Annotated in this window: 15 protein-coding genes; 12 read left to right on the top strand and 3 right to left on the bottom strand. The window is 64.2% G+C overall.

Translation table 11 applies throughout. The features are described from left to right. Positions 1 to 2: 2 nt before the first annotated feature. Together AC1Q6Z_RS08885 and AC1Q6Z_RS08880 are read right to left on the bottom strand one after the other, a co-directional pair. Positions 3 to 1,292 (bottom strand): acetoin dehydrogenase dihydrolipoyllysine-residue acetyltransferase subunit, encoded by a 1,290-nt coding sequence (locus AC1Q6Z_RS08885; RefSeq protein WP_492647504.1) that lies wholly within the window; start codon positions 1,290 to 1,292, stop codon positions 3 to 5. A 23-nt stretch (positions 1,293 to 1,315) separates the two neighbouring features. Beyond that, the gene (locus tag AC1Q6Z_RS08880; protein WP_492647503.1) at positions 1,316 to 2,173 is read right to left on the bottom strand and encodes an IclR family transcriptional regulator; all 858 of its coding nucleotides are present in this window, start codon (positions 2,171 to 2,173) and stop codon (positions 1,316 to 1,318) included. Between the two features lie 184 nt (positions 2,174 to 2,357). On the opposite strand from AC1Q6Z_RS08880, the gene AC1Q6Z_RS08875 reads away from it, so the two are divergent. Genes AC1Q6Z_RS08875 through AC1Q6Z_RS08845 form a run of 7 tightly spaced genes read left to right on the top strand, consistent with a single transcriptional unit; the run spans position 2,358 to position 10,918 of the window. Then, entirely contained in the window at positions 2,358 to 3,371 is a 1,014-nt protein-coding gene (locus tag AC1Q6Z_RS08875) for an ABC transporter permease (protein ID WP_492647502.1), read from the top strand. 4 nt (positions 3,372 to 3,375) lie between these two features. Beyond that, positions 3,376 to 4,212, top strand: a complete 837-nt coding sequence (locus tag AC1Q6Z_RS08870) for an ABC transporter permease (protein ID WP_492647501.1) — start codon at positions 3,376 to 3,378, stop codon at positions 4,210 to 4,212. 8 nt (positions 4,213 to 4,220) lie between these two features. Then, positions 4,221 to 5,207, top strand: coding sequence for an ABC transporter ATP-binding protein (locus AC1Q6Z_RS08865; protein WP_439615335.1), 987 nt, complete (start codon positions 4,221 to 4,223; stop codon positions 5,205 to 5,207). Continuing rightward, positions 5,204 to 6,235 carry an ABC transporter ATP-binding protein gene (locus AC1Q6Z_RS08860; protein WP_492647500.1) on the top strand — a complete coding sequence of 344 codons (1,032 nt, stop codon included), beginning with the start codon at positions 5,204 to 5,206 and terminating at the stop codon, positions 6,233 to 6,235. Before AC1Q6Z_RS08865 ends, AC1Q6Z_RS08860 begins: the two co-directional genes overlap by 4 nt. Next, the gene (locus tag AC1Q6Z_RS08855; RefSeq protein ID WP_492647499.1) at positions 6,235 to 7,494 is read left to right on the top strand and encodes a CaiB/BaiF CoA transferase family protein; all 1,260 of its coding nucleotides are present in this window, start codon (positions 6,235 to 6,237) and stop codon (positions 7,492 to 7,494) included. The genes AC1Q6Z_RS08860 and AC1Q6Z_RS08855 overlap by 1 nt, the downstream gene beginning before the upstream one ends. 15 nt (positions 7,495 to 7,509) lie before the next feature. After that, positions 7,510 to 9,462, top strand: a complete 1,953-nt coding sequence (locus AC1Q6Z_RS08850) for an FAD-dependent oxidoreductase (RefSeq protein WP_492647498.1) — start codon at positions 7,510 to 7,512, stop codon at positions 9,460 to 9,462. Positions 9,463 to 9,481: 19 nt separating this feature from the next. Then, positions 9,482 to 10,918: an NAD-dependent succinate-semialdehyde dehydrogenase gene (locus AC1Q6Z_RS08845; RefSeq protein ID WP_435264761.1), complete on the top strand. Its 1,437-nt coding sequence runs from the start codon at positions 9,482 to 9,484 to the stop codon at positions 10,916 to 10,918. Between the two features lie 11 nt (positions 10,919 to 10,929). Here AC1Q6Z_RS08845 and AC1Q6Z_RS08840 read toward each other — a convergent pair whose 3' ends face one another. After that, positions 10,930 to 11,499, bottom strand: coding sequence for an NAD(P)H-dependent oxidoreductase (locus AC1Q6Z_RS08840; RefSeq protein WP_492647497.1), 570 nt, complete (start codon positions 11,497 to 11,499; stop codon positions 10,930 to 10,932). A gap of 764 nt (positions 11,500 to 12,263) precedes the next feature. On the opposite strand from AC1Q6Z_RS08840, the gene AC1Q6Z_RS08835 reads away from it, so the two are divergent. The 5 genes from AC1Q6Z_RS08835 (at position 12,264) to AC1Q6Z_RS08815 (ending at position 17,239) form a co-directional block, all read left to right on the top strand. Then, positions 12,264 to 12,779: a VOC family protein gene (locus tag AC1Q6Z_RS08835; protein ID WP_492647496.1), complete on the top strand. Its 516-nt coding sequence runs from the start codon at positions 12,264 to 12,266 to the stop codon at positions 12,777 to 12,779. A gap of 126 nt (positions 12,780 to 12,905) precedes the next feature. Then, positions 12,906 to 14,318 (top strand): ABC transporter substrate-binding protein, encoded by a 1,413-nt coding sequence (locus tag AC1Q6Z_RS08830; protein ID WP_492647495.1) that lies wholly within the window; start codon positions 12,906 to 12,908, stop codon positions 14,316 to 14,318. A gap of 66 nt (positions 14,319 to 14,384) precedes the next feature. Beyond that, positions 14,385 to 15,272, top strand: a complete 888-nt coding sequence (locus AC1Q6Z_RS08825) for a carbohydrate ABC transporter permease (protein ID WP_492647494.1) — start codon at positions 14,385 to 14,387, stop codon at positions 15,270 to 15,272. An 11-nt stretch (positions 15,273 to 15,283) separates the two neighbouring features. Continuing rightward, positions 15,284 to 16,108, top strand: a complete 825-nt coding sequence (locus AC1Q6Z_RS08820; RefSeq protein WP_439622524.1) for a carbohydrate ABC transporter permease — start codon at positions 15,284 to 15,286, stop codon at positions 16,106 to 16,108. A 51-nt stretch (positions 16,109 to 16,159) separates the two neighbouring features. Then, complete coding sequence (locus AC1Q6Z_RS08815) at positions 16,160 to 17,239, top strand: ABC transporter ATP-binding protein (protein WP_492647493.1); 1,080 nt, start codon at positions 16,160 to 16,162, stop codon at positions 17,237 to 17,239. The last annotated feature ends 15 nt before the right edge of the window (positions 17,240 to 17,254 follow it).

Raw genomic sequence — 17,254 nt, 5'->3', positions numbered from 1 at the left:
GGTCAGGCGCTTCGGCTGATCTCGCCGAGGATCGTCATCACCAGTTCCGGATATTCGAGATGCGGCATGTGCCCGCAATTGTCGAGCGCATGCAGCCCGACATTGCCCGGCAGGCCGGCGGTGGCGCCGAAGGGCAGGATGCGATCTTGTCTCCCGGCGACGACCCGCACCGGATATGGTAGGCGGGCGAGCTCGTTGCGGATCGAGACGGCCTGGGTTCCATCCGGGAAGAACCGCGCGGCAAAGGCGCGCATCGCTTCCGTCAGGCCCTCATCCTCCCGTTGCAGAACGGTGGCCTGAAGAAAGGCCGGCGAGATGACGGCGGGGTCGTTGGAAAGCAGTTCAAGCCACGGCTTCAGGCTCTCCTTCTGCCGCGCGCGCAGGACGCCCTCGACAAAGGCTGCGTTGATTTCCGGGCCAAGGCCGGCCGGAGATACGAGACAGAGGCCCCGGACATCCAACTGTCCACGGCTTGCCAGCCGCGCCGCAAGCGCACCGCCGAAGGAATGGCCGGCGAACACGAGCGGGCCGACGTCTTCGGCAGCAAGTGTCGCTTCGACGCTTTCGGCCATGTGGTCGAGATCGTCGGGAACGGCACGTGGCGAGCGGCCATGCGCCGGAAGGTCGATCGCCAGGGCGGGCCAGTCCGCACGGGCGCCACCCAGCATGCCGCGCCAGTTGTTAAGGTCCGCGCTGAACCCGTGGAGGAGGACGATGGGAAGGCCTTCGCCCTTGCGCAGCCAGACGGCGTTCAGGGTTGCATGCTCGCTCTTGCGCTGAGGAATGGCGCCACTCTCGGCCACCGCGGGCCGGCGTGTCTCCACAGCGTCGCCGATCTTCGCAACGACATCCGTCTTCTGTATGCGTCCACCCGGTCCGGTGCCGTGAACGCCTTCCAGCGAAATACCGTGCTCCCTGGCGATGCGGCGGGCGAGGGGCGTGGGGTTGGGACCGCGCCCGTTGCGTTTCACGTCCGGCAGCAGAATGGCCGCCTTGGTCTCGTCGGCCGCGACTTCGCGGGCAGCACCGGAGGCCTTCGCTACGCCAAAAACTTCGCCCTCCGCATAGATGCGCGCCACATCCCCGCCGACCTCGACCTCGATCTCGCTATCGAGGAGCTCGCGGATGACGCCGCTTGCCGCGGCCTCGACTTCGACGGCGGCCTTGTCGTTGTCGATCTCGAAAAGGACTTGCCCCTGTCGAACGGTTTCGCCCTCGGCCACCAGCCAGCGGGCGATGCGGCCGCTCGACAGTTCGAGGCTGACCTTCGGATAGACGACATGGATGGGCATGAGGGATCCTTGCAGGCTTGAGCCTATTCGGCCGAGGTTTTCCAGGTTGGCGGGCGTTGCGACGTGGGGAACGGGTCCGGCTCTCCGGCAAGCCGCGCACGAAGGCGGCGCGTCAGCTTGAGGAGGTCCGGCCCGACGATTTCACGGCAATGGTTGCGCGAGAGGATGTCGACGATTCCGCCGCAGGTGAGTGCGACGAGCGGCGAGCCGTCCGTCGGGCGGAAGGCCACGCCGACGGCGTTGATATAGCTGTGCCAGCTGCCGAAGGCGCTGATGAAGCCATCCCGCCGGTGATCCTCGATGGCGTTTTCGACCATGCGTTCGAGGTCCTGCGCCTTTTCCGGCTCCGCCGCGATGAGCTGCTCGACCACGGACTGGCGGATCTCCGGCTTCATCTCCGCGAGATAGGCAAGGCCCATGGCGGTGCGATAGATCGGTAGGCGCGAGCCGACATTGAGCCGCAGCGAAACCGGGCTCATCGAGCGGCAATTGGCGAGATAGACCATCTCCAGCCCGTCGCGCGTGCCGAGTGCCACGGCGGCGCCGGTCTGGTCCGCCAACTCCTGCATCAGCGGCCGGACCATGTGGATGACGGCGCTGGAGCTGAGAGCCGAATAGCCGAGCGACACCGTTGCCGGCCCGATGCTGTAGCGGCCGAGCGTGGCGTCATAGTGAAGATAGCCGAGGCCGACGAGCGTCGAGGTCAGGCGCGAGACGGTCGCCTTCGGCAGGCCCGTCCGCTCGATGAGGTCCTGGTTGCCCAGCGTGGCATCGTCGGCGGTGAAGGCACGCAGGATTTCCAGTCCCCGTGTCAGGGATGCGGCCGAGTTTCCGCTCTCGACGCCGTCGCTTCCGTCCGTCGGTTTGGTCCGTTTACGCATGGTGTGCCTTTCGTTTCAGCGCTGCTGGAGCCATACCGAATTCGACGGATCTGTCGATCTCTCGTAATTGGAATATAATTTCATTTATGTTGACGTCCGCTTCGCCTGTTGTCAATAATGCCTGTATCGATCTTCCCACCCGCCGGTCGGCACGGGATGGCAAACGGGATAAAGGACGCGATTTGTGACACGATACATACTGCGGCGCCTGATCGCGATGCCCTTCCTGGTTCTCGGCATCGTGACGCTCGCCTTCCTGCTCACCACCGTGACGAAGGGCGATCCGCTGTCGGCGATCGTCTCGGACCGGCAGATGAACGATCCGGTGGCGGTGGCGGCGGCGAAGGCGCGCTGGGGGCTCGATCGCAGCCTGCCGGAGCGTTACGTGATCTATGTCGGCAACCTCCTGACCGGCGACATGGGCACGTCCTTCATCACTCGCCGGCCCGTGGCGCAGGACGTCTTCTTCCGCCTGCCGGCGACGATGGAACTGGTGCTTGCCGCGATGGTCATCGGCTCGACGATCGGCATTACGCTGGGTGTCCTGGCCGCCTATTTCCGCAATACGGTGATCGATCATGCCGCGCGTTTCTTCGCCCTTTTCGGCTCGTCGATACCGGTCTTCTGGTTGGGTCTGGCGCTTCTCTATGTATTCTCGGTCAAATGGGGCGTGCTGCCCGGTCCCGGCCGGCTCGATCCGCGCGCCGCGCCGCCGACATCCGTCACGGGTTTCATGACGATCGATTCCCTGCTGGCCGGAAACATAAAGCTCTTTCTCGATGCGCTGTGGCATCTGATCCTGCCCGCCTTCGTGCTCGGCTGGGCCGTTGCCGGCACCATCTCCCGGCTGGTGCGCGCCAACATGCTGGAGGTGCTCGACCGGGAGTTCATCCTCACGGCCCGCGCAAAAGGTGCGGGCGAGTTCCGCGTCGTGGTCCGCCATGCGCTGCGCAACACGCTCGTCCCGACGCTCACCGTCATCGGCTATTCCTTCGCCTATCTGCTGACCGGCGCCGTGTTGACGGAAACGATCTTCTCGTGGCCGGGCATGGGCTCCTATGCGGTGGAGGCGGCGCGCGGCCTCGATTTTCCCGCCATCATCGGCGTCACGATCGTCGGCGGCGTGGTTTTCCTCCTGACGAACCTCCTCACCGACATTGCCTATGTCATCGCCAATCCGCGCGTGCGTCTGGGATGAGACTATGAACACAGCGACCCTCAGCACCTTCCGCCGCCCGGCATGGCTATCCGTCCCGCTCGCCATCGGCATCGCCATCGTGGTCTTCTGGTTGTCCGTCACGGTGCTGGCACCATTGATGAGCCCCTATGCGCCGCTCGACATGGTCGGCCGCCGGCTGCAGGCGCCAAGCTGGAGCCATTGGCTCGGCACCGATGCGCTCGGCCGGGATGTGCTGAGCCGGACCCTGTACGGCGCGCAGCATTCGATCCCGATCGCCATCGTCGTCGTTGCCCTGTCCGTGGCGATCGGCGCCATGCTGGGCGCGGTTTCCGGCTATGCCGGCGGCCTGCTCGGCGCGTCGATCATGCGGCTCGTCGATGTCACCCTGTCGTTTCCGCCCATGCTGCTTGCCATGGCGGTGGCGGCGTCGCTGGGGCCGGGGCTTGAAAACGCGACGGTTGCCATGGTGATCGTCTGGTGGCCCGTCTATGCGCGGCTGATGCGCGCGCAGGTTCTGGAAATCCGCGAGCGGGAGCATGTCGAGGCGGCCATTGCCGCAGGCGCCGGAAAGACGCGCATCCTCTTCAAGCATATCCTGCCGCTCTGTTGGACGCCGGTCCTGATCAGCGCGACGATGGACCTGGGGCAGGTCATCCTGCTTGCCGCGTCGCTCAGCTTCATCGGCCTCGGCGCCACGCCGCCGACGCCGGAATGGGGTTCAATGATCTCGGATGGGGCGGCGCAGTTCTATTCCTGGTGGGTGGCGCTCGGCCCGGGCCTTGCCATCCTCACCATCGTGCTGGGCTTCAATTTCATCGGAGACGGTCTGCACGACTACTTCGATCCGAAGTCGAAGTGAGGCGCAGGATGCAGCAGGAGCCCCTCTTTTCCGTTCGGGATCTTCGTGTCTCCTTCACCCGCGACGGCCGGTCCTTCGAGGCCGTGCGCGGCATCAGCCTGCATGTCGATCATGGCGAGGTGCTCGGCATCGTCGGCGAATCCGGCTCCGGCAAGTCGGTCGGCATGCTGTCGGCCCTCGGCCTTCAGCCGAAGACCGCCACCGTCACCGGATCGGCGCGGTTCAAGGGGCGCGAGCTTGTCGGCATGCCGAGGAGCCAGTTGCGCACGCTGCGCGGGTCGCGCATCGCGATGATTTTCCAGGACCCGTTGTCGTCGCTCAATCCGGTGATGACGGTCGGCGCGCAGATCGCCGAGACGATCCGACTGCACAATGCCGGCGTGTCGAAGAAGGCGGCCATGGACCGTGCCGCCGAACTGCTCTCTCTCGTTGCCATTCCCCAGCCCGACCGGCGCATTCACCAGTTCCCGCACGAGTTTTCCGGCGGCATGCGCCAGCGCGTGATGATCGCGATGGCTGTTGCCAACGATCCTGACCTCCTGATCGCCGATGAGCCGACGACGGCGCTGGACGTCACCGTCCAGGCGCAGATCATGGATGTGCTGACGGATCTCCGGAAGCGTCTGAACCTCGGGCTGATCCTCATCACCCACGATCTCGGCGTCCTTGCGGGCCATGCCGACCGGGTCGCGGTGGTCTATTCCGGCGAGATCGTGGAACAGGCCGGCGTCGACGACCTCTTCGAGCGGCCCGCCCATCCCTATACACGCGGCCTCATCGCCTCGATCCCCAATATGGCGGAAGAGAAGGAGCGTCTCTTCTCGATCGATGGCGCGCCGCCGCCGCTCGGCAAACTGCCGGGCGGCTGCGCCTTCCATCCGCGCTGTCCGCAGGCGCAGGAGATTTGCCGGCATACGGCGCCACCGGTTCGCACCGACGGCGCGCATACCGCAGCCTGCCACTTCGCCACCCTGCCGATCGGGAGTGCCGCATGACCGGACCGGAACCCATTCTCTCCGTGCGCGATCTCTCGAAGCGGTTTGCCGTCACCGGCGGCGTGATTTTCGAGCGGGAGATCGCCCAGGTCAACGCCGTCACCAACGTCTCCTTCGATGTCAAACCCGGCGAGACGCTGGGGCTGGTCGGCGAATCCGGCTGTGGCAAGTCCACATTGGGCCGCTGCATCCTGCGGCTGATCGAGCCCTCCAGCGGGCAGACCCTGTTTCGCGGGCAGAACATCAACGAGGCGAACCCGGCCGAGATGCGCGCGCTGCGTCGCAAGATCCAGCTCGTCTTCCAGGACCCGTACGCGTCGCTGCATCCACGCATGCGGGTGGCCGAGAACATCGCCGAACCGTTGCGCATCAGCGATCTTTCATCCACCGAGCGCAAGGCGCGGGTCGTCGAGATGCTCGATCTCGTCCGGCTCAATCCGGAGCATGGCCAGCGTTATCCGCATGAACTCTCCGGCGGCCAGCGGCAACGCGTGGTGATTGCCCGGGCGCTGGCGCTGAAGCCCGAACTGCTCGTGCTCGACGAACCGGTCTCGGCGCTCGACGTTTCCGTGCAGGCGGGCGTTCTCAATCTCCTGAAAGACATCCAGCGGGATTTCGGCACAGCCTATGTCTTCATCGCGCATGACCTATCCGTCGTGCAGCACATTTCCGACCGGGTGGCGGTCATGTATCTCGGCAAGATCGTCGAGATCGCCGAAAAGCGCAGGCTCTACCGCGCGCCGATGCATCCCTATACCCAGGCCCTGATGTCCACCGTGCCGCTGGCGAACCCGGCGCTGGAGCGCACCCGCTCGCGCATCGTGCTGAAGGGCGACCTGCCAAGCCCGCTCAATCCGCCGTCCGGCTGCCGCTTCCGGACGCGATGCCCCATTGCCCAACCGCTTTGCGCCGAGGTGGAGCCGCCGCTGAGCGAACGAGAGGAAGGCCATTCGGTTGCCTGCCATTTTCCGAATGCCATGGAGACAGGTTTGTCGGCCCGCGAAAAAAGCGGGCCTGGAGGAGCGTAATGACGGAAATGAGATTGCCGCTTGAGGGCATTCGTGTCCTCGACCTGACGCGCGTCCTCGCCGGGCCATGGGCCACCATGAGCCTCGGCGATCTCGGTGCCGAGGTCTGGAAGATCGAGAACATCAAGGGCGGCGACGACACGCGCGCCTGGTCCTTCCCGAACTTCAAGGGGGTCAGCACCTATTACCTCTGCGCCAACCGCGGCAAGCAGAGCATCGCGCTCGATCTCAAGACGCCGGAAGGCCGGCAGATCGTGCTCGACCTTGCCGCCAAGGCCGATGTCGTCGTGGAGAATTTCCGCGCCGGCACGGTCGAGCGGCTCGGCATCGGCTACGAGGATATCAAGGCGATCAATCCGGGCATCGTCTATTGCGCGATTTCCGGTTACGGCCAGACCGGTCCCGAGCGCGACCGGCCGGGCTACGACTTTATCATGCAGGCGGAAAGCGGCCTCATGTCCATCACCGGCCAGGAGGATGGCCCGCCGAACCGGCTCGGCGTCGCCTTCACCGACGTGGTGGCCGGCATGATCGCCACCCAGTCCATTCTCGCCGCGCTCTACCAGCGCCGGGATACCGGGCAGGGACAATATATCGACGTGGCGCTGCTCGATGCCACGCTGAACCTCCTGATCAATGTGGGGACGGGATACCTCAATGCCGGAGTCGAGCCGGTGCGCTACGGCAATGCGCATCCGACGGTCGTGCCCTACCAGATCTTCGAGGCGAATGACGGCACCTTCGCGCTGGCCGTCGGCAATGATCGCATGTTCGTCGATTTCTGCGAGCAGGTCATCGACCGGCCGGATCTGGCGCGTGATCCCCGCTTCATCACCTCCCACCAGCGCGCCATGCACAGGGGCGAGCTGCTTCCCCTGCTGGCCGAGATCATCGGGAATGAAAGCTGCGAACATTGGCTTTCCGCCTGCCAGCGGGCGAGCGTGCCGGCGGGCCAGGTCAAGTCCGTTTCCGAGGCGCTCCAGAGCCCGAGCGTGACGGACAGAGGGGTGGTGCAGCGCCTGGAGCATCCGGAACTTGGAACGGTCTCGCTGATCCGGCCCGCCCATGGCCTTGCCGCGCAGGAAAATGCCGGCGCGAAGGCGCCGCCGCTTCTAGGCGAGGACACGCGCGGCGTGTTGCGCGATGTTCTGGGTTTCGAGGAGGCGCGGATCGAAAGCCTCGTCCTTGCCGGCGTCGTCGCCTGCCATGACGTCAAAACCGCAGCCCCATCGCAATCCGTTCAGGATGCGGTCGCGTAGGCCGGGGAAGTGATGATGAGCGTCAACGTCGAAATCGAGGGCGAGATTGTGATCGTCACGATCGGCAATCCGCCGGTCAACGCCGTGAACAGGGCTGTGCGGGAGCGGCTGCTGGCACTGGCGCAGGCGCTTGACGACAATCCAGGGGTCCGGGCCGTCATCCTGACCGGCGCCGGCACGCTTTTCGTTGCGGGCGCCGATATCGCCGAATTCGACCGGCCGGCCGAGCCGCCGTTCCTTCCCGATGTCATTGCGCGCATCGAGAGGGCAGGAAAGCCATGGATCGCAGCGATTCGCGGGGCCGCGCTGGGCGGCGGTCTCGAACTTGCGCTCGGATGCCGTTTCCGGGTGGCGACGGAAAGTGCCCGTTTCGCCTTGCCGGAAATCAACCTCGGCATCATCCCGGGCGCCGGCGGCACGCAGCGCCTGCCGCGGGTCATCGGTGTTACCGACGCGATCCGGATCGTCGCGGAAAACCATACTCCGGGCGGCGCGGAGGCGCTGGAATTGGGGCTGGTCGATGCCCTTGTCGAAGAACCTCTTCTGCCGGCTGCTATTGCCTTTGCGCGCAACGCCCTTGAACACGCGCTGCCGTCGCCGAGTCTCGATCGCCCGGTTTCCGTGCCTTCGCCGGACGTGTGGGCGGAGGCGGAGGACAGGATTGCCGCTCGCGCAAAGGGCGCCGCGGCGCCCGCGCGCGCGTTGCAGGCCCTACGACACGGGATCGAACACGGGGCCGAGGCCGGCCTCGCGCTCGAACGCTCCATCTTCCTGGAGCTTCGTGCCACGGAAGAGGCGGCCGCCCTGCGCCACCTGTTCTTTGCCGAACGCGCCGCCCTTCGGCCAGCGGAGATCCGGGGCATAAACCCACGCCCCATCGAAACGGTGGCTGTCGTCGGCGGCGGGACGATGGGGAGCGGGATCGCTGCCGCCCTTCTCAATGCCGGTCTTTCCGTCGTGCTGATCGAGCAGGACGAGGCGGGCGTTGCGCGAGCGCGTTCCACGCTTACGGGCATTTTCGATTCATCCCGGCGCCGGGGCCAGATAACGGACGACCAGGCATCCGAGCGGATGGCTCGCCTCGAAACGAGCATCGGCTATGGTGCCGCAGCACGATGTGATCTGGTGATCGAAGCCGTCTTCGAGGATCTCACCGTGAAACGGTCGGTGTTTGCCGAACTCGGACGCATCTGCCGGCCGGATGCGGTGCTTGCGACCAACACGTCCTATATCGATCCACGCCTGATCGCGGAGGGGCTGCCGTGGCCGGAGCGTTTTCTGGGCCTGCATTTCTTCAGCCCGGCGCAGGTCATGAAACTGCTGGAGATCATCCCGACGCCCGAAACGGCTCTTGATGTTCTGGCGACCAGCTTCGATCTCGCCCGTCGTCTCGGCAAGATCCCCGTGCGTTCCGGGATCTGCGACGGGTTCATCGGCAACCGTATTCTGCGCCGCTTCCGGGCGGAAGCGGAGGCCCTCGTTTGCGGCGGCGTCGCGATTGCCGCCGTCGATGCGGCGATGCGCGGCTTCGGCTTTGCGATGGGGCCGTTCGAAATGCAGGACATGGCCGGCCTCGATATCGCATTCCTCTATCGCGAGGCGGCACGGTCGCGCGGAGAACGCGTGCCGGACATCCCCGGCGACCTTCTGGTGCGCGCCGGGCGCAAGGGGCAGAAGACGGGCGGCGGCTGGTACGACTATGCCGCCGGCGACCGCCGACCGCAGCTGTCGGCCGAGGCGGAGCGTATCATCGCCCCGCTTGTCGGCGCGCGAAACGATGTGGCGGAAGAGACCATCGTCGCAAGGTTGATGGCGGCGATGGCGCAGGAAGGCCAATTAATTCTCGACGAAGGTATTGCGGCAAGCGCTGCCGATATCGACCTTGTCGAAGTGCACGGCTATGGCTTTCCGCGAAGGCGCGGCGGGCCGATGTTCCAGGCCGCCCGGGCAAGAGCCGACAAGACATGACACGAACAAGGATTTTACGATGACCACCTATCCCGATACATTGCTTTTCATCGACGGCGTCTGGCGCCCGGCATCCACCGGCCGCACCATTCCCGTCGTCAATCCTGCGACGGCGCAGCCGATCGGCAGCGTCGCCTGGGCGGATCGCAAGGATCTGGACGAGGCGCTGGCGGCGGCCGACCGCGCCTTCGCGCAATGGAGCGCGACATCGGCCTATGACCGCGCCAGGCTGATGCGCCGTGCCGCCGATCTCCTGCGCGAACGGGCCGATGAAATCGCGGTCATGATGACGCTGGAGCAGGGCAAGCCGGTCTCGCAATCGCGGGTGGAAACGCTCGCCGGCGCCGACATCATCGACTGGTTCGCCGGCGAGGGACAGCGCTCCTATGGGCAGGTCATTCCGTCGCGCGCACCGGATATCCTCCAGATCACCCTGAAGAAGCCCGTCGGCCCCGTTGCCGCCTTCACGCCGTGGAATTTCCCGATCAACCAGGTCGTGCGAAAACTCTCGGCCGCGATTGCCGCCGGCTGCACGATCATCGTCAAGGCGCCGGAGGAAACGCCGGCATCGCCCGCAGCACTCATCCGCGCCTTCGCGGACGCGGGCATTCCGGCCGGCGTCATCAATCTCGTCTATGGCGTTCCGGCCGAGATCTCGGAATATCTCATTCCGCATCCTGTCATCCGCAAGATCTCCTTCACCGGCTCGACGCCGGTCGGCAAGCAGCTTGCGGCTCTCGCCGGTGCGCATATGAAGCGCGCCACCATGGAGCTCGGCGGCCATGCGCCGGTCATCGTCGCCGAGGATGCCGATCTCGACCTTGCTGTGAACCTGATGGTCGCCAACAAGTTCCGCAATGCCGGCCAGGTCTGCGTTTCGCCGACGCGGTTCCTCGTGCAGGAGAAGATCGCCGATGCCTTCACCGAGCGGTTCGCGGCCGGTGCAAAGGCAATTCGGGTTGGCAACGGCCTCGATGCCGATATCGAGATGGGTCCGCTGGCAAACGACCGCCGCATCCCGGCACTGGAGAGCCTGATCAACGATGCCGTCGAGCACGGCGCGAGCCTGAAAACCGGCGGCCGCCGCATCGGCAACGAGGGCTGGTTCTTCGAGCCGACCGTGCTGGCCGACGTGCCAGTGGCCGCCCGCATCATGAACGAAGAACCCTTCGGCCCCGTCGCCGTTGTCAACCGGTTCGGCAATCTCGACGAGGCGATCACCGAGGCCAATCGTCTGCCCTATGGCCTCGCGGCCTTCGCCTTCACCCGAAGCAGCGCCACGGCAACCCGTCTCGGCAACGAGGTGGAAGCGGGCATGCTCTCGATCAACCATTTGGGCCTGGCACTGCCCGAGGTGCATTTCGGCGGCATCAAGGATTCCGGCCACGGTACCGAAGGCGGCGCCGAGGCGCTTCAGGCCTATCTCGATACGCGCCTGGTCACGCGAAAGGGCTGATCCTCCGCCGCTCAGGCGGCAATCGTGCCGGGAGACGCTTCGATCCAGTTGCGCAGCGTCTCCACATAGTTCCGTGCAGCCTCGGCGAGTTCCGTCTCTTCGAGCTTGCCGGCGCGGTAGACCAGGAAAGGTTCTGCCCAGGGCAGGTGGCAGCGATAGGCCATGGCGCGCAGCGGGTTGAGCAAATCGGCAAGCGGCAGCAGGTTTTGCCCATCAGGGGCGTATGCCTCCGGCACATTGCCGGCGGTAGCGGCGATCATGATCGGCGTACCTTCCAGCCGACTGCCCTCCGCCTCATAGGCCACATAGTACATCCGCGTCATGACCGCATCGATCCACGCCTTCAGCAGGGGCGGGCTCGAATACCATTGCACCGGGAACTGCAGCACGACGCGGTCCGCCGAAAGAAGCCGTGCGGCTTCGACAGCGCCGTCGCTGAACAGGTCGAGCCGGCCTTCCGGGTAAAGCGCCTGCATATCGACAACCTCGACACCGGGAACCGTGCGAGCCGCCGCGGCAAGCGCGGCGTTGGTCTTGGATTGGGCGATATCGGGATGGAACATCAGGATCAAAGTCTTCACGGCAACCTCCTTGGGTTCGGGTTGCCGTGAAGATGGCGCTGGATACGAAATTATTCCAATCGATAATAAATATTCCATATTATCTGTTTTATGGATTAAGCGTGGCGCAGCGGAATCTTGCAAAAGGTCAGTTCGTACATCCCCGCGCTCGTGGTTAGATGCAGCACGGCACTCCAGTGCGGAGCACCGGGATGTGGCCTGATATTGCGTCAGAGCGCTTCAGTTTTTCGCAGGTTGCGAAATTGTCGTTGCGCGTCGGCAGGCGGATGTTTGGTGCTTGGCTCAAAAACGGGAGAGAACCACGATGTCTCGACAGATGATTGCGCTAGCCTGGGTCTGCCCCGCTCAGTTCTGCGAGCGGAGCGAGTTTGACGGACCGCCTGACCGTTTCGGTTTCTGGCTGAAACTCCTGTCACGCATCTTCTGACAGCCTGTTCAGCACGCGTTCTGTTTCAAATTCGGGCCGAAGGTGCAGCGCACGACGCCGCCTGATGCCGGCCCTACGGATTTCATCCGCCCACTTCCTTTGGTGCCCCGCATAACGGGCGAAAACCCCCACGAATACCCCTTAAGCGAATGCCCGCGCCATGCGCAGGGAGTCGCATTATCCATGCATGCGAAAGAGTGCGCGAGCACCCTGTTGACATGGTAACCGGATAGTGCATTAAATAAATAACTAACTAGATACATACTTGATAGTGACCTGGTCGCCCCGGGGAGCGGAGGGCTCGCGGTTCAAGGGTGTGATAATGGAGGAGGGGAATTTGAAAGTTTTCGGCGTTGAGCATGTCGGCTTCACGGTGCCGGACCTGGAGGAGGCGGTTTCGTTCTTCGAGACGGTTTTTGGTGCGGTCACGGTCATGACGACTGGCAAAGTCGATGTGGATGGCGAATTCATGCGCCGCCGGCTCGGCGTGCCGGACCATTGCCGCATCGAGAACATCAAGGTGCTGCGCTGCGGCAATGGCAGTAATCTCGAACTCTTCCAGTATTCCGGCGAGACCACGGAAGAGGCGCTCAAGCGCAACAGCCAGCCGGGCGGTTTCCATGTCGCCTTTCAGGTGGATGACGCGGTTGCCGCAGCCGAACGGCTGCGGGAGAAGGGCGTCGATGTGCTCGACGGCCCGACCTATGTCGATGCCGGCGCGATGAAGGGGCTGACCTGGCTTTACCTTCGTGCGCCCTGGGGCCAGTTCCTCGAAATCGTCAGCATGACCGGGCCGCTCGGCTATGAGGCCGATGGCGGGCCGAAGCTCTGGTCGCCGGTGAGCAACGCCTAAACCCATTCCATCCCCTTGAGGGATGCGCAATCCGCCTGCCGACACGGCTCGCGGGACTGAACCACCGTGCCCGGAAAACCGGGGGCGGCCCTGCAATCGTTTCATTGAATGAGGAGGAGCATTTCGATGGGAATTTGGAAGAAATCCGTATTGGCCGCCGGTTTCGTGGCGCTGATGTGCGGCAGCGCGCTGTCGCAGGACAAGCCGTTCGAAGGCGTGCAGCTGAAGATGCTCGGCATCGGCGATACGTCGGTGACGCGCCTGGCAAAAATCACCAGCGAGTTTGAGGAACAGACCGGCGCCAAGGTGCAGATCGATATGCTCCCCTATCCGGGGCTGATCGACAAGATCATCATCGAGGCGAGCTCGGACAACCCGACCTACCAGCTCCTGTGGGTCGATAGCCCCTGGGTCGGCATGCTCGGCGAGGCCGGCGCGTTGCAGGATCTCACCGAATACGCCAAGCGCGACGCCGCCGAAATCGGCCTCGACGACATCATTCCCGTGCAGTTGCAGGAAAATAGCTGGCAGGGCCAACTGCTCGCCTTCCCGGCCTCCGGCATGATCTGGCACGTCAACTATCGCCAGGACCTGTTCGACGATGCTGGCGAGAAGGAGGCCTTCAAGGCCAAGTACAACTACGATCTCGCGCCGCCTGCCACCTGGCAGCAGTTCCACGACATTGCCGAGTTCTTCACCCGCAAGAAGGGCGACAAGCTTGCCGGCAAGGTACTGGAACAGGATTTTTACGGCAATGCCGAATCCTACAGCCGCGTGCAGGGCGCGATCACGCATGACTATTTCCCGATCATGCGCGGCTTCGGCGGCGACTATTGGGATCCGGCGACGGGCCTTTGCGCCATGACCGGCGAGCCGCATGTCAAGGCGGCCGAGTTCATGAAGTCGCTGGTTCCCTTCAATCCGCCGGATTATCTCGGCCTGATGTGGGACATCCAGTCCGGCTACATGGAACGCGGCGAGACGGCCCTGTCCGGCTACTGGAGCGTGCGCACCGTGCGCCTGACGAACCCGGAAGAAGCCAAGCTGCCGACGCTTGGCAAGGCCGGCTTCTCCGGCGGGCCGACGGAAGACGGCAAGCCGCAGCCGACCTATACCGGCTCGCTGTCCTTCGCCATCAACGCCAAGGTTTCCGACCAGGAGAAGGAAGCCGCCTGGGCCTTCATCAAGTGGGGCACCGGCGAGAAGATCATGCGCCGCCTTGCCGATGAGGGCTGGGGCATCAGCCAGTTCCGCAAGTCGATCCTCGCCGACCCCGCCCTTCAGGAGAAGTACCCCTATTACAAGGTGTTGCTCGACACCCAGACGAACGCACGCCGCCGCATCTTCCATCCGTTCTACGCGGATGTGGAGGAAAACTTCGGCGTCGAACTCTCCAAGTACATGGCCGGCGAGACGGCGACCGCACAGGAAGCGCTCGGCAACGCCTGTACCGCGGTCAATTCGCGCCTGTCGATGTTCCCGCTCGAACAGCGGCTTCGCTGGATCAACGACGCACCGGTCACCGTGTTGCAGAAGTAAGCGCCAACCCCGCGCTCCGGCCGCCTTGGCCGGAGCGCGGAACAAAATGACATGCGGGAGGGTGCCATGGGCTATGTCAACAGACGCAACAGGACGATCGCGGGGGTATTCCTGCTGCCGACGGCGGCGGTGCTTTTCCTGACCACCATCTATCCGATGCTCTATGCGCTCTATCTGAGCTTTCGCAACTACGACCTCGCGAAACCGTTCATCCCGCGCATCTTCGTCGGCCTTGCCAACTTCCAGGAGGTGCTGACCTCCGGGCCGTTCCTGCACAGCATGCTGATCACCTTCAAGCTGATGGGGGTCACGCTGTTCTTCCAGTTCGTCATCGGCATCGGCCTCGCCCTGCTGGTCACGCAGCGCCTGCCCGGCATGGCGGCGATCCGCACGTTGCTGCTCATCCCGATGATGATCTCGCCGGTCATCGTCGGCCTCGTCTGGCTCTTCATCTATTTTCCGGAGCTCGGCTATTTCAACTATTTCATCGGCCTGATCGGCATCAACCCGATCCCGTGGATCACCAGCACGCAATGGGCGCTGACGGCGATCGCCATTGCCGACATCTGGCAATGGACTCCCTTCGTGATGATGGGAACGGCCGCCGCCCTGCAAAGCCTGTCACCCGAACCCTACGAGGCGGCGCGCATCGACGGCAATTCCAATATCGACGTCTTCCTGCACGTCACGCTGCCGCAGCTGAAGCCGGTCCTGATCAGCCTCTTGTTCCTGCGCGCCATCGATGCCTTCAAGATTTACGACATCATCTTCGTGCTCACCAAGGGCGGGCCGGGCGACGCCACCGAGACGATCGCCCTCTACATCTACCGCCAGAGTTTCACCTTCTGGCGCATGGGGGTTGGTGCTGCCGCCTCCTTCGTGTCGCTGATCATCATTTCCGTGCTGATCACGCTGTTCTTCAAATCCATGCAGAAGAGCGCCGCTGCGCGTTGAGGAGACCCACCATGAACAGGCTCAGCACCAGACAGGCGACCCTCGTCTATAGCGTGACCGGCATCATCCTGATCATCTTCATGATCCCGATCTACCTCATCCTGGCGTCCTCCCTGAAACCGTCGGCGGATATGTTCTCCCGTCCGCCGACGGTCTTTTTCACGCCGACGCTGCAACACTATGTCGATCTCTTCACGCTCCGGCCGTTCCACTGGAACATCATCAACAGCCTGATCGTGACGCTCGGCTCGACGGTCTTTTCCGTCACCATCGGCGCGCTCGGCGCCTTTGCGCTCTCGCGCATCCGCCATCCGCGCATCAACGACGCGGCGTTCTGGATCCTGTCGATGCGCATGTTTCCGCCGATCGCCGTCGTCGTGCCCTATTACATCATCTTCAAGTCGATCGGCCTGCTCGACACGCCCTTGGCGCTGATCATCGTCTATTCGACGGCCAATATCCCGCTGACAGTCTGGCTGATGAAGGGCTTCTTCGACGAGGTGCCGGAGGCGCTGGAAGAGGCGGCGCAGGTCGATGGCTACGGCATCGTCGAGATCTTCTACCGCATCACGCTGCCGCTGGCCGCGCCCGGCCTCGCGGTCTGCGCGGTGTTCTGTTTCATCTTCTCGTGGAACGAGTTCCTGTTCGCGCTGATGCTGACCGGCTCCAGCGCGCAGACCGCCACCGTCGCCGTCATGTCGTTCTGGAGCAGCGACGCGGTGCAGTGGGGCCGCATCATGGCGGGCTCGTTCATCATTCTCATCCCCGGCGTCATCTTCGTGCTCACCTGCCAGAAATGGCTGGTCAAGGGCCTGACGCTCGGATCCGTCAAATAGGCCCGGCAGCACCAGCACCCGGCATCTGGACTGCATTGCGGAGGAAAAATCTTGGCATCTGTTTCCCTTACAAACGTCGTGAAAGCCTTCGGCGCCTTCAAGGTGGTGCACGGCGTCGATCTCGATATCGCCGACGGCGAATTCGTCGTGCTGCTCGGCCCCTCCGGCTGCGGCAAGACCACCACGCTTCGCATGGTCGCCGGCCTTGAGGACGTGACCGGCGGCGAGATCCGCATCGCCGGCGAGGTCATTAACGACCGGGCGCCGAAGGACCGCAAGATCGCGATGGTGTTCCAGAACTACGCGCTCTACCCGCATATGACCGTGCGCCAGAACATGGAGTTCGCGCTGAAGCCGCAGCGGCTCTCCAAAGCCGAGGTCGATGCGAAGATCGCCGGCGTCGCCGCCATGCTTGGCCTCGACGTGCTGCTTCAGCGCAAGCCCGCCCAGCTTTCCGGCGGGCAGCGCCAGCGCGTGGCGATGGGCCGCGCGATGGTGCGCACGCCAGAGGTGTTCCTGTTTGACGAGCCGCTGTCGAACCTCGATGCCAAGCTGCGCACGCAGGTGCGCATGGAAATCGCCAAGCTGCACAAGCAGCTCGGCACCACCGTCATCTACGTCACGCACGACCAGGTTGAGGCGATGACGCTCGCCGACAAGATCGTCATCATGAAGGACGGCCATATCGAGCAGATCGGCTCGCCCGAAGAGGTTTTTGCCCATCCGAAAAACCTATTCGTCGCCACCTTCATCGGCAGCCCGTCGATGAACCTCTTCCGCATGACCGCGGAGCGCGGCGACACCGGAACGGTGCTGTCCTCGCCGGCCTTCTCCCTCCGCCTGCCGGCAGAGTTGGGCGGAAAATTGAAGCCGGGGCAGGCCGTGACGCTGGGTGTCCGCCCGAGCGATGTGCGCCTGGCACAGGCCGGCGACGCGGAGGCCATCGAGGCCCGGGTCGAGGTGGTGGAATATCTCGGCGTCGAGGCGCTGGTCGATCTCCGGATCGGCACCCAGGAATTCATTGCGCAGATCCCGGCAAGCGAGCGGCCCGCGCTCGATCAGGCCGTGAAGGTCGTCTTCAACCCCGCCGGCCTGCATCTTTTCGACAGCGAAAGCGGCCAGGCGCTTTGAAACGCAAGGAGACCA

The sequence above is a fragment of the Shinella sp. GW835-FHT14H05 genome, assembly GCF_058793575.1.
This window is presented reverse-complemented; position numbering and strand designations above follow the sequence as displayed.

Bases quoted from the DNA above. Each gene is read 5' to 3' on its own strand.
- AC1Q6Z_RS08885 (WP_492647504.1), bottom strand. From the start codon at position 1,292: ATGCCCATCCATGTCGTCTATCCGAAGGTCAGCCTCGAACTGTCGAGC.
- AC1Q6Z_RS08880 (WP_492647503.1), bottom strand. From the start codon at position 2,173: ATGCGTAAACGGACCAAACCGACGGACGGAAGCGACGGCGTCGAGAGC.
- AC1Q6Z_RS08870 (WP_492647501.1), top strand. From the start codon at position 3,376: ATGAACACAGCGACCCTCAGCACCTTCCGCCGCCCGGCATGGCTATCC.
- AC1Q6Z_RS08865 (WP_439615335.1), top strand. From the start codon at position 4,221: ATGCAGCAGGAGCCCCTCTTTTCCGTTCGGGATCTTCGTGTCTCCTTC.
- AC1Q6Z_RS08860 (WP_492647500.1), top strand. From the start codon at position 5,204: ATGACCGGACCGGAACCCATTCTCTCCGTGCGCGATCTCTCGAAGCGG.
- AC1Q6Z_RS08855 (WP_492647499.1), top strand. From the start codon at position 6,235: ATGACGGAAATGAGATTGCCGCTTGAGGGCATTCGTGTCCTCGACCTG.
- AC1Q6Z_RS08850 (WP_492647498.1), top strand. From the start codon at position 7,510: ATGAGCGTCAACGTCGAAATCGAGGGCGAGATTGTGATCGTCACGATC.
- AC1Q6Z_RS08845 (WP_435264761.1), top strand. From the start codon at position 9,482: ATGACCACCTATCCCGATACATTGCTTTTCATCGACGGCGTCTGGCGC.
- AC1Q6Z_RS08830 (WP_492647495.1), top strand. From the start codon at position 12,906: ATGGGAATTTGGAAGAAATCCGTATTGGCCGCCGGTTTCGTGGCGCTG.
- AC1Q6Z_RS08825 (WP_492647494.1), top strand. From the start codon at position 14,385: ATGGGCTATGTCAACAGACGCAACAGGACGATCGCGGGGGTATTCCTG.
- AC1Q6Z_RS08820 (WP_439622524.1), top strand. From the start codon at position 15,284: ATGAACAGGCTCAGCACCAGACAGGCGACCCTCGTCTATAGCGTGACC.